Raw genomic sequence first — 15022 nt, forward strand, 5'->3', positions numbered from 1 at the left:
TGCATCGTCGTCTTCGGGCTCGTCGGCGCGCTGTTCATCCGCTTCGGCGAATGAACAGGCGTACGGCTACTGCGCGGACCACACCGCCAGCTCATAGCCATCGGGGTCGGCAAAATGGAACCGCCGACCGCCCGGGAAGGTGAAGATAGGCTTGACGATCTTGCCGCCTGCGGCTTCGACCCGTCGCTGAGCGTCCTCGATCTGGTCGGCATAGATGATGACGAGCGGACCGCCGCTGCGGACCGGGCCGAGTGTCGTGAAACCGCCGGTCAATCGCCCATCGCCGAACTCGCAATATTCCGGGCCGTAATCCGTGAAGGTCCAGCCGAAAGCGCTCCCGTAGAAGGCCTTGCTTGCGGCGATATCCGTCACGTTGAATTCGACATAGTCGATACGTTTGTCGTTACCTTTGCTGGCCATTATCTTTGCCGCTTTCCTGATTGTGGTTACCGGTTTCCAGGATGGATTTGAGCGCGGCAAGGTCCTTTTCGACCCAGGCCGCGTCCTCGGCGAATTGCGCATCGGTCATGCCGGGCTGCCTGAGCAGGGTGAACATGACTTCCGCACCGTCGCCGTTCGGCACGACGCGAAGCGCATTGTGGACGCGCGCGCCGTTACCGAGTGTCACCAGGTGATCCACCACACCGAATTCGTTATCGGCAACGAAGCGGACGCGGGCATTTCCGAGGGGGCCGGGTGCGATCCACTCGTCGCCGTCGCGCGTGAGCCCGGAGGAGAGACCGGTCGCCCAGAGCGGCATCTTCCCGTGGTCGGCCATGAAGGCATAGACCTCGCGCCAGTCGCGCTCGATCGAGGTGTGAATGATCCGGGCCGTCATCGTCGCCATGCGTTCCTCCGTCGAGGGGATTTATAGCATTGCGCCAGGCAATGGTCTTGAACGAAACGGCCAATCTTGCCGCGTAGGCTCGAAACCGATTAACGGTGCCGGTCGCCTATGGACGTGACAAAGTCTTTTGAATCAGGTGGTTGTGCGGAAATTCTCAACCCGGCCAATGCCGAAGCGCGCGGCCAACTGCCGCTGGATTTCGCGCGGCGTGAAGGATGTGAGCCCTCTTGCCTCCCGGGCAAGATGGGCCTGATCGGCATAGCCGGCATCGACAGCGAGATTTGCCAGCGTGTCCCCGGGCCGCGAGCGGCAGGCGGCCAGGAAGCGCTGCAGGCGAAGAATGCGGCCGAGGGTCTTTGCGCCGTAGCCCAGATGCTCGTGGCAGTGACGGCGAAGTGTCCGCTCGCTGGTGCCGATCTCATGGACGAGGGTCCGGATAGGATCGTCCACGGTCGACCGGCCGACCTGGAGATGTGCGACGCAAGCCGCAATGTCCGGCGGCGGCGGCGGCGGCTCGGCGGATAGACGTCCAAGCAGGGCCGCGGCAAGAACACCGAGCCGCTCCGGCGTGCTCGCTGCATCCCTGATCCGCGCCTCGATCTCGTTCGCAGCCGGTCCCCAGACCAGATGGAGCGGCACCGTTTGGCCGGTCATTTCACGGAGCGGCGTCCGCAACCACGACGCCGCCGCGCCGATCCGGAATCGAGCGCCGATGATGGTTTCGCCGGCAGGAAGCTCGGGAAAGGCGGCAATCCTGTCGGGACCGACGATGGCGAGCCCCTTCGACGACCAGATGATGTCGCTGCAACCGTCGGGTACGACGGCAATTGTCGAAGGGGCGCCGTCGGGCATGCGATGCAGCCAGAGGCATTTGAAGTGGGAGGCAAGCGCCGCAGGGGGCGACTGCTCACGGTAGATTCCCCTCGTCTGGGCGAGTGCGGGAGGACCGAGCCTCAACCTGGCCTCCTGCTGGAGCCGTTCGGGGGCGCCGGCGTCTTTGTCGTATGCGGGGCAGGACGTTCCCATTGCCCTCTTTTGCGCCGGCGAACCCGCGCGGTCAATGCCCGATCGCCGAGGCAAGGAGTGCCTCGGCGATCCCAGCTGGCCCTAATCGCGCGACCAGATCTCGCCGTCGATCTTTCCCTGCAGTTCCGGATAGTCGGCCGCGTGGAAAACCGGGACGGCGCCCGCTTTACGCTGCTCGAAATAATCTTTCGTCAGCTTTGCGATGGTCCCCGAAAGGAGCAGGATCGCGACGAGATTGATCGTCGCCATCAGACCCATGGAGGCGTCGGCCGCGTCGAAAACGGTGGTAATGCTTTCGTAGGCTCCCCAGACGACCATCGCCAGCGTGGCGCAACGCATGATCATAAGCCCGAGTCGGTTGCCCCCGCCGAGATAGGTCAGCGCGTTTTCGGCGTATGAATAGTTGCCGATGATCGAGGTGAAGGCGAAGAAGAAGATCGCGATGGCGATGAAATAGGTGCCGGCCGAGCCGATATGGGTGCTCATCGCCGCCTGCGTGAGCTGTGTTCCTGTGACGCCGGAGCCGGGTTCCAGCGTACCCGAAAGCAGGATCATCACCGATGTCGCGGTGCAGATCAGTATCGTGTCGATGAAGACGCCCAGGGACTGCACGAAGCCCTGCGACGAGGGATGGTGCGGTACAGGCGTCGCCACGGCTGCGATATTCGGGGCCGAGCCCATGCCTGCCTCGTTCGAGAAGAGGCCGCGTTTGACGCCGTTGAGCATCGCCGCAGCAATCCCGCCGGTGATGCCGCCGGCCGCTTCCTGAAAGCCGAAGGCGCTCGAGATGATCGTCCAGAGTACGCCCGGCACCGCCGAGGCATTTGCGATCAGCACGTAGACGGCCGTGAGCAGATAGGCCGCGGCCATGAAGGGAACGACAATCTCGGCGACGCGGGCAATCTGGCGGATGCCGCCGAAGATCACCACGCCGGAGAGGAGGGCAACGGCCACGCCGACTGCGAGTTTGGGCACGCCGAAGGCGCCCTGGACCGCATCGGCGATCGAGTTTGCCTGAACGGCGTTGAACACCAGACCGAAGGAGAGGATGAGGCAGGCCGAGAAGATCGTGGCCGCCCAGGGCGCATTGAGGCCGCGAGCGATATAGAAAGCCGGGCCGCCGCGGTATTGCCCGTCCTCGTTGCGAATCTTGTATAGCTGAGCCAGCGCGCTCTCGGCATAGGCGGTCGCCATGCCGACGAACGCCACGATCCACATCCAGAAGGTCGCGCCGGGTCCGCCGAGATAGAGAGCGACGGCCACGCCGGCGAGGTTACCGGTTCCGACACGTGAGGCGAGGCTGACCATAAGCGCCTGGAAGGGGCTGATCCCGGCCGCATCCTTGCTGCCGCCGCGGCTTAAGACCCGGAACATTTCGGAGAAATGAACGATTTGGGGAAAGCCGAGCCGGACCGTGAAATAAAGGCCGACCGCAAGCAGACCATAGATGAGCACATAGCCCCAGAAGATCGTGTTCAGAAAGCCGATGATCGTATCCATACGGTCCTCGCTCCTATTGCATTGGAGGTTGCGCGCCGGCCCCACGTTCCCGTCGCGCGGGGACTCGGACGTATTGTGCGGCATTAGGGCGCAAACTCGACTCAGATCAAGGCTCTGCGGGGCTGGATCGGGCAGAACACGGGGCATGAGGCGATATATCCCGTGGATTCGCTTCGGACGCATTCAGAAGGAGGGCGTAGAGCGTGCCTTCCGGCGCGTGTTCAAGGCGTCGAGCAGGGGTCGGAAAAGGTTTGATTTTGTCAGGAACGGCTTGTCGTAAATCGATTTGAATGCCAAAACAGCCTCCGCCGCCGCGTGCCGTCCGGTCCCTGATTTCCTTGGGGGGCGGCAGACACGCGCAGATCAATTCGAAGGGCCGGCACGCGCGCGATTGCGCCCCGTGGCCGGCTCTCCTGTCCAATGGAGGCAATCACGTGTCACAGGCGGAAATCGGCCTAATCGGTCTCGGAGTCATGGGCTCGAACCTGGCGCTCAACATCGCTGAAAAAGGCAACAGGATCGCCGTTTTCAACCGCACGGTCGACGCGACACGCAAATTCTACGCTGAGGCCGGCGCACTCAAGGACCAGATCGTCCCCTGCGAAACGATCGAAGAATTCGTCGCCGCCATCCGCCCGCCGCGTCCGATCATTATCATGATCAAGGCCGGTGATCCGGTCGACCAGCAGATGGAGGCCCTGAAGCCCCATCTCGCCAAGGGCGACATCATGATCGATGCGGGCAACGCCAATTTCCGCGACACGATGCGCCGTTTCGATGCGCTGAAGGACTCGGGTCTCACCTTCATCGGCATGGGCGTCTCCGGTGGCGAGGAAGGCGCGCGCCACGGGCCCTCGATCATGGTCGGCGGCACGGAAGAATCCTATCGGCGCGTCGAGAAGGTTCTGACCTCGATCGCTGCGAAATATGATAGCGACCCTTGCGTCGCCTGGCTCGGCGAGAACGGGGCGGGGCACTTCGTCAAGACGATCCACAACGGCATCGAATATGCCGATATGCAGATGATCGCCGAGATATACGGGATCCTGCGTGACGGATTGAAGATGACGGCACAGGAGATCGGCGAGGTCTTCGGCGCCTGGAACAAGGGCCGGCTCAACTCCTACCTGATCGAAATCACCGAGAAGGTCTTGAAGGCCGCCGATCCGCTGACCGGCAAGCCCATCGTCGATATGATCCTCGACAAGGCCGGTCAGAAGGGCACCGGCAAATGGTCGGTGATCGAGGCGCAGAACATGGGCGTGCCTGCGACCGCAATCGAAGCGGCGGTCGCAGCGCGCAGCATCTCCTCGGCGAAGGAAGAGCGGGAAGCCGCCGAAAAGGTTCTCGGTCTGCCGCCGGTCGGCGAAATCAAGGTGGCCGACAGGGACGGCTTCATCAAGGACCTGGAAAACGCGCTGCTCGCCGCCAAGATCGGCGCCTATGCGCAAGGCTTCGCAGTGATGGCGGCGGCGTCGAAGGAGTTCGGCTGGAACCTGCCGATGCCGACGATCGCAAAGATCTGGCGCGCCGGCTGCATTATCCGCTCGCAGTTCCTCGACGAGATCACCACCGCCTTTACCAAGGCACCGGATGCCGCGAACCTGATCGTCACCCCCGCCTTCGCCGCCATGGTCAAGGAGAGCGACGGCGCGTTGCGACGGGTGGTTTCGACGGCCGTCCTCGGCGGTCTGCCGGTGCCTGCGCTGGCCTCGGCGCTCGGCTATTTCGACAGCTACCGCCGCGGCCGCGGCACGGCCAACGTCATCCAGGCGCAGCGCGACTTCTTCGGCGCCCACGGTTTCGACCGTGTCGATGGCGCAGACAGCCATCACGGTCCGTGGGGCAGCGGGCTGAACGCTTGAGCCCGCATGAGTTTAGAGCGGGCGGCTGGGCCGCCCCTCTAACCACACGTCCAGGCAAGCCCCGGCGTTTAAGGTCTCAATAAGGGAGCCATTCGAGAAGGCAGGCATGAAATTCACAGTGATCGAAGGGGGAAAGGCGGCGGAGGTCACGGCCGCCGGATCGGTAACCATCCGCGACGAGGCGGAGAGGCGCATAAAGGCGGCGGGCTATGAGCAGTGGCGGGTGCGGAGCCTGGCAACCGGCGCGCCTATCCCAGGGCCTGTCCAGTACCTGAAGATGCAGATCGATTTCGTCGCCGGAAAGCTCGAGCAGCTCAATCCCATCCCAAGCGATTTTACCGACGACAAGTACTGGCCTGCCGCTGGGATTTGAGCCCTGCTGCATCGGCGCGGAAGAGTCTTTTCAGCCCAAGGACTTGGACTGGCTGGATTCCTGTGACAGCACAGGAATGAGGGGCGCTGGTAACAGGCGGGGCAGGCTTACGATACCGCCGACCTCGCCATCGGCGGCTGGAATTCCGGTTGGCTGAGGCTCTGAAGCGTCTCCGGCGGGCGGCCTTCGATATGGCCGATCACAGCCTTTGCGAGCTCGCGCCCGGCAATGCGGATGTCCTCATACATCGTCATTACTTCCGGACGCAGCCAGCGCAGGAAGTCGCTCGGCACTTTCGACACCATTTCGGCGTCCTCGCCGACCTTCTTGCCTGCCGCTTCGATCCCTGCGATCAACGCGATCGCGCCGGAGCCGCTGCCGGAAACCACACCGTCGGGGGCATCGGGGGAACGCATCAGCTTCTCGAATGCATCACGGATGGCCACCAGGCTGTGGTCGATGTTGACCTGGTGAAAGCTTACGGCTTCCGCGCCGAAGTCCCTCACGCCCCTCTCGAAACCGGTGCGCATGTGCGAATGGAAGGTCAGGTTCGGCGGCGGCTCGAGGAGCACCAGCCGCCGCCTGCCGCGGTCGACGAGCTTTCGGACCGCCTCGTAGGCGAAGCGCTCGTTGTCGAAGTCGTGATAGGGATGGATCAGCCCCATCTCGGTGCGTCCATGGGTGGCGAAGGGCAGGTGGCGCTCGGTTAGTAGCGTTACCCGCGGATCGTTGGGTTCGGTTCGGGAGATGATCACCCCGTCCGCCGCGCCGGTATCGAGAATGTAGCGGATCGGGCCGAGCGGATCCTTGGCCGAACTGTAGGGCGTCACGACCAGGTGGTATTGCGTGCCGGCGAGAATTTCGGTGATGCCGATGACCATGGGGCTGGTGATGCCCATGATCTCTTCCTCCAGCGTCAGCACGAGACTGATGACATTGGTCTTGCCCGTCCTGAGGCGAACACCCGCGCGGTTGGGCTGATAACCGATCTGTTTTGCTACAAGACGGACGCGCTCCTTGGTTTCCGCACCGATGTCCGGAGCATCCTTCAGGGCGCGCGAGACGGTGGTGACACCGAGCCCGGTCATGAAGGCGATCGTCTTAAGGGTCGGTCTGCCGCCTTCGACCGGCGCCGCCGTCGTCGCTCTGTTCTTCGTCTTGCCATCCATGCCCGTCACGCCAATCCGCTCTCCTGAACCACGGCCCCCCGTCGCACTCGTTCAACCGCAGGCCGCGTCGCCCCGCCTTATATACGAAATACGGCTGCCGGCCACATTCATCGACGCCGATGTTCAGCCGGAAATCTGTAACGATACAGTAGCAATGTCGAGCATTTTCGTTGCTGCAATGCGAAGGGCGCAACCCGCAGGTTGAGTTCCGCCACGGAGAGCGCCGATGTCGCATATGGGAAGTCATTAAAGGCTCCTCCGAGACGAAAAGTATGGGAATACCCAGCGTTACTAACAGCTTACCTCGGAAAACACGTTGAGAGCCCTGCCTTTGACCAGACGCTTCGTCGATACCTTTCTCACAGGAATGTACTACCAAAAATTGTATTTTCGCATTTATCGTGAATTGGCCGTTGTAGGTGTTGCGCGGGGAAATTCTTTGATCTAAGTTTTTACGGCAACGTTACAGTGAGGGAGGACACTCATGAATTTACGTTTTCTAGCTGCCGCTTTGGGCGCAACCGCTGCCTTGCCCTTCGGCGCTGCCAGCGCGACCGATCTCGAGGTCACGCATTGGTGGACTTCGGGTGGAGAGGCGGCCGCGGTTGCCGAGCTTGCGAAGGCTTTCGACGCAACCGGAAACAAGTGGGTCGACGGCGCGATCGCCGGCTCCGGGGGTACGGCGCGCCCGATCATGATCAGCCGCATAACCGGCGGTGACCCAATGGCCGCCACCCAGTTCAACCATGGCCGTCAGGCGGAAGAGCTGGTGCAGGCGGGATTGATGCGCGATCTCACCGATATCGCCACCAAGGAAAATTGGAAGGAAATCGTGAAGCCGTCGAGCCTGCTCGACTCCTGCACGATCGAAGGCAAGATCTATTGCGCGCCGGTCAATATCCACTCCTGGCAGTGGCTCTGGCTTTCGAACGCCGCCTTCAAACAGGCGGGCGTCGAAGTTCCGAAGAACTGGGACGAGTTCGTCGCAGCCGCACCGGCGCTCGAGAAGGCCGGGATCGTTCCGCTCGCCGTCGGCGGTCAGCCGTGGCAGGCGAACGGCGCCTTCGACGTGCTGATGGTCGCGATCGCCGGCAAGGAGAACTTCGAGAAGGTCTTCGCCCAGAAGGATGAGGAAGTGGCGGCCGGGCCTGAAATCGCCAAAGTCTTCAAGGCTGCAGACGATGCCCGCCGCATGTCGAAGGGCACCAACGTCCAGGATTGGAACCAGGCGACCAACATGGTCATCACCGGCAAGGCCGGCGGACAGATCATGGGGGACTGGGCCCAGGGCGAGTTCCAGCTTGCGGGTCAGAAAGCCGGCGTGGACTACACCTGCCTTCCGGGTCTCGGCGTCAACGAGGTGATCTCGACCGGCGGCGACGCGTTCTACTTCCCGCTTCTGGAGGATGAGGAAAAGTCGAAGGCGCAGGAAGTGCTGGCGTCGACCCTGCTCAAGCCGGAAACGCAGGTGGCCTTCAATCTGAAGAAGGGCTCTCTGCCGGTGCGCGGGGACGTCGATCTCGCGGCCGCGAACGACTGCATGAAGAAGGGCCTCGATATCCTCGCCAAGGGCAATGTGATCCAGGGCACGGACCAGCTTCTGTCGGCCGACAGCCAGAAGCAGAAAGAGGACCTCTTCTCCGAGTTCTTCGCGAACCACTCCATGACGCCGGAAGATGCGCAGAAGCGTTTCGCCGACATCATCGCCGCTGCGGATTGAGAGCGGCGCTCCAAGCCCCGCACTTTGACGGGGCTGATCTTCCCTCGCCGAGAGCACGGTGAAATCGTGCCGCCTGCGCTGATTTTTGTCGGCGCAGGCGTGGCGGGCGAGGGCGGCAAATGGGCGTGAGCCGCCGGCGCATTCCGCGGTGCCCATCACAAGAAAACCTTTTGCAGATCCGGAGGAGGAAACATGACAGGTCTAACACGTGGCTCGGCGCGGCCGAACCAGTGGCTGCGAAACCTGAATGCGAAGATCGCCTCTATCCCGATGATACTCACGGCCATGGTCATCTTCGTGGGCGGCACGGCCTGGACGGTCGTCTACTCCTTTACCAATTCCAAGCTCCTGCCGCGGCTCGCCTTCGTCGGCTTCGACCAGTATGAGCGGCTGTGGGCCGCGCCTCGCTGGCTGGTCTCGATCCAGAATCTGGCGGTCTTCGGTTGCCTCTCGCTGGTTTTCAGCCTGGTGATCGGCTTCGTCCTGGCCGCCCTGATGGACCAGAAGATCCGTTTCGAGAACACGTTCCGGACGATCATGCTCTATCCGTTCGCCCTGTCGTTCATCGTCACCGGCCTCGTCTGGCAATGGCTGCTCAATCCGCAATACGGAATCCAGTCGATCGTCAGGTCTCTTGGATGGACGAGCTTCTCCTTCGACCCGCTCTACAATTCGAACATCGTCATTTACGGCATTCTCATCGCCGCGCTGTGGCAGGGAACGGGCCTCGTCATGTGCCTGATGCTGGCCGGGTTGCGAGGGATCGACGAGGACATCTGGAAAGCGGCCCGGGTCGACGGCATCCCGATGTGGAAGACCTATGTGCTGATCATCATCCCGATGATGCGCGGCGTCTTCATCACCACTCTGGTGATCATCGCGAGCGGCATCGTCAAGGTCTACGACCTCGTCGTGGCGCAGACGAGCGGCGGCCCGGGCATCGCCTCCGAAGTGCCCGCCAAATACGTCTACGACTACATGTTCCAGGCCCAGAACCTGGGCCAGGGCTTTGCCGCCTCCACCATGATGCTCGTGACCGTCGCGATCATCATCGTGCCGTGGGCATATCTGGAGTTCGGAGGAGGGCGCAAGCGTGGATAACATCGCCAATCACAGCATGGCCGCGGCTTACGAGACTGCCCCCGGCGGTCCCATGGCCGGGCCTCGCGGCAGAAAGCCGCGCCGGACGCTCTCCCGCCGCAATATCATCGTCTACGGCACTTTGATCGTCGTGGCGCTCTACTATCTTCTGCCGCTTTACGTGATGATCGTCACATCGCTCAAGGGCATGCCCGAGATCCGCGTCGGCAACATCTTCGCTCCGCCGCTCGAGATCACTTTCGAGCCCTGGGTGAAAGCCTGGGCGGAGGCCTGCACCGGTCTCAATTGCGATGGGCTTTCCCGCGGCTTCTGGAATTCGGTGCGCATCACCGTGCCGTCCGTGATCATCTCGATCGCAATCGCTTCCGTGAACGGTTACGCGCTCGCCAACTGGCGCTTCAAGGGCGCCGATCTGTTCTTCACCATCCTCATCGTCGGCGCCTTCATCCCTTACCAGGTGATGATCTATCCGATCGTGATCGTGCTCAGAGAAATGGGCGTCTACGGGACGCTGACCGGCCTGATCATCGTGCACACGATATTCGGCATGCCGATCCTGACGCTGCTGTTCCGCAACTATTTCGCCGGGCTGCCGGAGGAGCTCTTCAAGGCCGCACGCGTCGACGGCGCAGGGTTCTGGACGATCTATTTCAAGATCATGCTGCCGATGTCACTGCCGATCTTCGTGGTTGCGATGATCCTCCAGGTGACCGGGATCTGGAACGACTTCCTTTTCGGCGTGGTCTTCACCCGGCCGGAATACTACCCGATGACGGTCCAGCTCAACAACATCGTCAATTCGGTTCAGGGCGTGAAGGAATACAACGTCAACATGGCGGCCACGATCCTGACCGGCCTCGTGCCGTTGACGGTCTACTTCGTCTCCGGCCGCCTGTTCGTCCGCGGCATCGCAGCCGGCGCAGTGAAAGGATAAGCAAGCATGACAAGCGTATCTGTCAGGGACCTGTCGTTGAACTTCGGCGCCGTCACCGTGCTCGACAGGCTCAATCTCGACATCGATCACGGGGAGTTCCTCGTCCTGCTCGGCTCTTCCGGGTGCGGCAAGTCCACGCTGCTCAATTGCATTGCCGGGCTGCTCGACGTTTCCGACGGGCAGATCTTCATCAAGGACCGCAACGTCACCTGGGAGGAGCCGAAGGACCGCGGCATCGGCATGGTGTTTCAGTCCTATGCGCTCTATCCGCAGATGACCGTTGAGAAGAATCTCTCCTTCGGCTTGAAAGTCGCCAAGATCCCGCCGGCCGAAATCGAAAAGCGCGTGAAGCGGGCCTCGGAGATCCTGCAGATCCAGCCGCTGCTCAAGCGCAAACCTTCGGAGCTCTCCGGCGGTCAGCGGCAGCGCGTGGCGATCGGCCGGGCGCTGGTGCGCGATGTCGACGTCTTCCTGTTCGACGAGCCGCTGTCGAACCTCGACGCCAAACTGCGCTCCGAACTGCGCGTGGAGATCAAGCGCCTGCACCAGTCGCTGAAGAATACGATGATCTACGTCACCCATGACCAGATCGAAGCGCTGACGCTGGCCGACCGGATCGCCGTCATGAAAAGCGGCGTGATCCAGCAACTCGCCGATCCGATGACGATCTATAACGCCCCGGAGAACCTCTTCGTCGCCGGCTTCATCGGCTCGCCGTCGATGAATTTCTTCCGCGGCGAGGTGGAGGCGAAGGATGGACGCAGTTTCGTTCGGGCCGGCGGCATCGCCTTCGACGTGACCGCCTATCCGGCGCATACCAGGCTGCAGCCGGGCCAGAAAGTCGTTCTCGGCCTGCGGCCGGAGCACGTGAAGGTCGACGAGGCGAGGGACGGCGAGCCAACGCATCAGGCGGTCGTCGACATCGAGGAACCGATGGGGGCGGACAACCTCCTATGGCTGACATTTGCCGGCCAATCGATGTCGGTGCGGATCGCCGGCCAGAGGCGCTACCCGCCGGGAAGCACGGTGCGCCTCTCCTTCGACATGGGCGTCGCGTCGATTTTCGACGCCGAGAGTGAAAACCGCCTCTGACAAGTCGCGAAGCGGACCGGGATACGAGACTCGGTCCGCATCAATGAAACGGCGCCGGTGCAGGCCGCCCGGTGCACGAATGGACCATGGAAATGCCTTCCGAGACCCCGAACCGCGATGCCGTCCGTATCGACCTTTCCGGCGATTGGCTGCTTGCCGCCGCCGATAACAGCCACGCCCTGACGATCGCGCTGCCGGGCGACGTGCACAGCGCGTTGCAGCGGGCCGGCATCATCGCCGATCCCTATCGCGGCCGAAACGAGGCCGATGTCCAGTGGGTCGCCCGGAAAGACTGGGTGCTCGAGCGCACCGTCGTCATCGATGCCGACGATCTGAACGGGGGATGGTATCTCGACTTCGAAAGCATCGACACGGTCGCCTCGGTCTACGTCAACGATGAACTCGTATTGCAGGCCGAGAATTGCTTCCGCCGTTATCGGCCTGACGTATCGGGCGCGATCGTCGCCGGCGAGAACCGCATTCGCATCGTGCTCCATTCGGCAATTGCCGAGGGAGCGCGGCGGCAGGCGGCGCAACCCTTCTACGTGCCCTATCACGACGGCAATTCGCCGATCGCCAACGGAAACATGCTGCGCAAGCCGCAATGCCATTTCGGCTGGGACTGGAATATCGCCATCGCGCCGCTCGGGATCTACGGCTCGCTGGCGCTCTGCCGGCTGGAAACGGCCCGCATCGAACATGTCACCACGCGTCAGATGTGGCTGGATGACGGGTCCGTCGATCTGCAGGTGACGGTCCAGCTCTTCGCCCGTGAACCCGGCATCGTGCCGGTCCATTTCATGCTCGACGGCGTGCGCGAGCGGCTGGATTGCGCGGTCGGCGCCGGGGAAACGCGCCTTACCCATGTCTTCACGGTGCAGGAGCCCAGGCGCTGGTGGCCGGCCGGCAGCGGCGACCAGGCGTTCTCGACGCTCAAGGTGGAGGTGCCCGGCGAAACCGTCACGCGTCAGATCGGCTTCCGCACGATCGAGCTTGTCACCGATAAGGACGAGGCGGGGAGCCGCTTCGCCTTCCGGGTAAACGGCCGCGAGATCTTCTGCCGCGGGGCCAACTGGATACCGGCGGATGCTCTGATGTCGCGCGTCACGCCCGAAAGTGTCGAGGACCTGCTTCGCTCGGCGGTCGACGCGAACATGAACATGATCCGCGTCTGGGGGGGCGGCTTCTATGAGCCCGACTGGTTCTACGATCTGTGCGACCGGCTCGGTCTGCTCGTCTGGCAGGATTTCATGTTCGCCTGCAATCTCTACCCGTCGACGCCGGATTTCCTGGAGAATGTTGCGGCCGAAGTGGACTATCAGGTCAGGCGGCTTTCGACCCATCCGTCCCTCGCGCTCTGGTGCGGCGACAACGAGCTTGTCGGCGCGCTTACCTGGTTCGAGGAGAGCCGCCGGGATCGCGACCGCTATCTCGTCTCGTACGATCGCCTGAACCGGACGGTCGAGGCGGCGATGAAGCAGGCCTGCCCGGAAGCGATCTGGTGGCCGTCCAGCCCCTCCGTCGGCTACCTCGATTTCGGCGACGCCTGGCACGCCGACGGCGCCGGCGACATGCACTACTGGTCCGTCTGGCACGAGAACAAATCCTTCGACAATTACCGCACGGTGCGGCCGCGCTTCTGCTCGGAATTCGGATTCCAGTCCTACACCTCGATGCCGGTCATCCGGCAGTTCGCCGAAGCGCATGACCTCAATATCGCCTCGCCGGTGATGGAGGCGCATCAGAAGAATGCCGGCGGCAACGAACGCATTGCCGGCACGATGTTCCGCTACTTCCGCTTCCCCAAGGATTTTCCGAGCTTCGTCTATCTGAGCCAGATCCAGCAGGGCCTCGCGATCCGGACGGCCGTCGACTACTGGCGGTCGCTGAAGCCCCATTGCATGGGCACGCTCTATTGGCAGCTCAACGACACCTGGCCGGTCGCGTCGTGGTCGAGCCTCGACTACGGCGGACATTGGAAGGCGATGCACTACATGGCGCGCCGCTTCTTCCAGCCGGTTGCCGTAGCCGCAATTCCCTCTGCGGATGGGCGGGAGATCGCCTTCTCGATGGTGAACGACACGGCCGAGCCGGCGACGGTCGAGTTGCAGGCGTTCCTGGTCTCGCTCGACGGCAATCGGCAGCGGCTGCTCGCCGCAGCGGGGACGTGCCCGGCCGATCGCGCGTCGACACTCGTGACGGTCGCCGCGAAGGACATTCCGCCAGACACGCTGCTCTTCTGGTCTTTCGAAGCTTCGAACGGGGCAACGGGCGAGGGACACTATGCCCACGGTACCTATAAGGCGCTCGATCTCGTGCCTTCCGGCCTGACCATCGAGGCGGTGCCTCGGCCGGACGGTTCCTTCGATGTCGCCGTAACGGCAGCCGGGCTGGCGCTGCACGTCATGATCGAGGCCGATGTCGAGGGACGTTATTCCGACAATGCCTTCGATCTGACCGCCGGCGAGACGAAATCGATCCGTTTCACCCCGAGGATAGCGCTCGACGCGGGCGCGAGCCCACGCTTCAGCGCCTACGATCTCGAATCCTGCCAGGGAAAAGGGTGACCCCTTTTACGCGCACTCCCAAGCAACCGTTCCAACGAAACCACCAGGAGATTTCGATGAAAGACGTCAGCTTCCAGCTCTACAGCGCCCGCAATTTTCCGCCCTTTGCCGAGGTCCTCTCTGCTGTCGGCTCTGCCGGCTACACACAGGTGGAAGGCTACGGTGCCCTTTACGCGGCCCTCTCGGACGCGGAGATCGCCGATTTCAAGGCAGGGCTCGATCGCAACGGTCTCTCCATGCCGACCGCGCATTTCGGCCTGGATATGCTGGAGAGCGACGCTCCACGCGTGCTTGAGATCGCCGAGGCGCTCGGCATTCGCGCTATTTATTGCCCTTACCTGATGCCGGACCAGCGCCCGGGCGATGCGGGCGGATGGCGAGCCTTCGGGGCACGGCTGCAGGCGGCCGGCAAGCCGTTCCGCGATGCGGGGCTCGACTTCGGCTGGCACAATCACGACTTCGAGTTCCATGCACTCGCCGACGGCTCGGTGCCGCTCGACCAGATTTTCGCCGGCGGTCCGGACCTTTCCTGGGAGGCGGATATCGCCTGGATCGTGCGCGGCGGGGCAGACCCCTTCGGCTGGATCTCCAAATATCCAACCCGCATCACGGCGGTCCACGTCAAGGACATCGCGCCCAAGGGCGAGAAAGCGGACGAGGATGGTTGGGCCGACGTCGGAGAGGGCACGCTCGACTGGAAGGCACTGATCCAGGCGCTCTCCAGAACCTCGGTTAAATACTTTGTCGCCGAACACGACAATCCCAGCGATTTCAGGCGTTTCGCCAAGCGCTCGCTGGCTTCGATTCAATCCTACTGATCGACGGATA

At 62.7% G+C, this 15022-nt stretch carries 13 protein-coding genes; 8 read left to right on the forward strand and 5 right to left on the reverse strand.

From position 1 onward, the window contains the following. Positions 1-66: 66 nt before the first annotated feature. The 4 genes from M1D34_RS05555 to M1D34_RS05570 form a co-directional block, all read right to left on the reverse strand. Positions 67-420, reverse strand: a complete 354-nt coding sequence (locus M1D34_RS05555) for a VOC family protein (RefSeq protein WP_003530777.1) — start codon at positions 418-420, stop codon at positions 67-69. Beyond that, positions 404-847: an SRPBCC family protein gene (locus M1D34_RS05560; RefSeq protein ID WP_498781087.1), complete on the reverse strand. Its 444-nt coding sequence runs from the start codon at positions 845-847 to the stop codon at positions 404-406. The genes M1D34_RS05555 and M1D34_RS05560 overlap by 17 nt, the downstream gene beginning before the upstream one ends. A gap of 132 nt (positions 848-979) precedes the next feature. After that, positions 980-1873 carry a DUF6597 domain-containing transcriptional factor gene (locus M1D34_RS05565; protein ID WP_498781089.1) on the reverse strand — a complete coding sequence of 298 codons (894 nt, stop codon included), beginning with the start codon at positions 1871-1873 and terminating at the stop codon, positions 980-982. 81 nt (positions 1874-1954) lie between these two features. Next, the gene (locus M1D34_RS05570) at positions 1955-3373 is read right to left on the reverse strand and encodes an alanine/glycine:cation symporter family protein (RefSeq protein WP_010969573.1); all 1419 of its coding nucleotides are present in this window, start codon (positions 3371-3373) and stop codon (positions 1955-1957) included. 434 nt (positions 3374-3807) lie between these two features. Here M1D34_RS05570 and gnd point away from each other — a divergent pair, with 434 nt between their 5' ends. Together gnd and M1D34_RS05580 are read left to right on the forward strand one after the other, a co-directional pair. Beyond that, complete coding sequence (gnd, locus tag M1D34_RS05575) at positions 3808-5238, forward strand: NADP-dependent phosphogluconate dehydrogenase (protein ID WP_010969572.1); 1431 nt, start codon at positions 3808-3810, stop codon at positions 5236-5238. Between the two features lie 106 nt (positions 5239-5344). Next, complete coding sequence (locus tag M1D34_RS05580) at positions 5345-5611, forward strand: hypothetical protein (protein ID WP_015007684.1); 267 nt, start codon at positions 5345-5347, stop codon at positions 5609-5611. 107 nt (positions 5612-5718) lie between these two features. On the opposite strand, the gene M1D34_RS05585 is transcribed toward M1D34_RS05580, so the two are convergent. After that, entirely contained in the window at positions 5719-6780 is a 1062-nt protein-coding gene (locus M1D34_RS05585) for a LacI family transcriptional regulator (protein WP_003536828.1), read from the reverse strand. A gap of 484 nt (positions 6781-7264) precedes the next feature. On the opposite strand from M1D34_RS05585, the gene M1D34_RS05590 reads away from it, so the two are divergent. From M1D34_RS05590 to M1D34_RS05615, 6 genes are all read left to right on the forward strand, one after another. Then, entirely contained in the window at positions 7265-8500 is a 1236-nt protein-coding gene (locus tag M1D34_RS05590; protein WP_003536827.1) for an ABC transporter substrate-binding protein, read from the forward strand. A gap of 192 nt (positions 8501-8692) precedes the next feature. Next, entirely contained in the window at positions 8693-9601 is a 909-nt protein-coding gene (locus M1D34_RS05595) for a carbohydrate ABC transporter permease (RefSeq protein WP_003536826.1), read from the forward strand. Beyond that, positions 9594-10535, forward strand: coding sequence for a carbohydrate ABC transporter permease (locus M1D34_RS05600; RefSeq protein WP_003536825.1), 942 nt, complete (start codon positions 9594-9596; stop codon positions 10533-10535). Before M1D34_RS05595 ends, M1D34_RS05600 begins: the two co-directional genes overlap by 8 nt. Positions 10536-10541: 6 nt before the next feature. Continuing rightward, positions 10542-11627, forward strand: coding sequence for an ABC transporter ATP-binding protein (locus tag M1D34_RS05605; RefSeq protein WP_003536815.1), 1086 nt, complete (start codon positions 10542-10544; stop codon positions 11625-11627). A 92-nt stretch (positions 11628-11719) separates the two neighbouring features. Further along, entirely contained in the window at positions 11720-14194 is a 2475-nt protein-coding gene (locus M1D34_RS05610; RefSeq protein ID WP_107592059.1) for a beta-mannosidase, read from the forward strand. A 56-nt stretch (positions 14195-14250) separates the two neighbouring features. Next, the gene (locus tag M1D34_RS05615; protein ID WP_010969566.1) at positions 14251-15012 is read left to right on the forward strand and encodes a sugar phosphate isomerase/epimerase family protein; all 762 of its coding nucleotides are present in this window, start codon (positions 14251-14253) and stop codon (positions 15010-15012) included. The last annotated feature ends 10 nt before the right edge of the window (positions 15013-15022 follow it).

Source organism: Ensifer sp. D2-11, assembly GCF_054161295.1.

Bases quoted from the DNA above. Each gene is read 5' to 3' on its own strand.
- M1D34_RS05555 (WP_003530777.1), bottom strand. From the start codon at position 420: ATGGCCAGCAAAGGTAACGACAAACGTATCGACTATGTCGAATTCAAC.
- M1D34_RS05560 (WP_498781087.1), bottom strand. From the start codon at position 847: ATGGCGACGATGACGGCCCGGATCATTCACACCTCGATCGAGCGCGAC.
- M1D34_RS05565 (WP_498781089.1), bottom strand. From the start codon at position 1,873: ATGGGAACGTCCTGCCCCGCATACGACAAAGACGCCGGCGCCCCCGAA.
- M1D34_RS05570 (WP_010969573.1), bottom strand. From the start codon at position 3,373: ATGGATACGATCATCGGCTTTCTGAACACGATCTTCTGGGGCTATGTG.
- M1D34_RS05580 (WP_015007684.1), top strand. From the start codon at position 5,345: ATGAAATTCACAGTGATCGAAGGGGGAAAGGCGGCGGAGGTCACGGCC.
- M1D34_RS05585 (WP_003536828.1), bottom strand. From the start codon at position 6,780: ATGGATGGCAAGACGAAGAACAGAGCGACGACGGCGGCGCCGGTCGAA.
- M1D34_RS05590 (WP_003536827.1), top strand. From the start codon at position 7,265: ATGAATTTACGTTTTCTAGCTGCCGCTTTGGGCGCAACCGCTGCCTTG.
- M1D34_RS05595 (WP_003536826.1), top strand. From the start codon at position 8,693: ATGACAGGTCTAACACGTGGCTCGGCGCGGCCGAACCAGTGGCTGCGA.
- M1D34_RS05605 (WP_003536815.1), top strand. From the start codon at position 10,542: ATGACAAGCGTATCTGTCAGGGACCTGTCGTTGAACTTCGGCGCCGTC.
- M1D34_RS05610 (WP_107592059.1), top strand. From the start codon at position 11,720: ATGCCTTCCGAGACCCCGAACCGCGATGCCGTCCGTATCGACCTTTCC.
- M1D34_RS05615 (WP_010969566.1), top strand. From the start codon at position 14,251: ATGAAAGACGTCAGCTTCCAGCTCTACAGCGCCCGCAATTTTCCGCCC.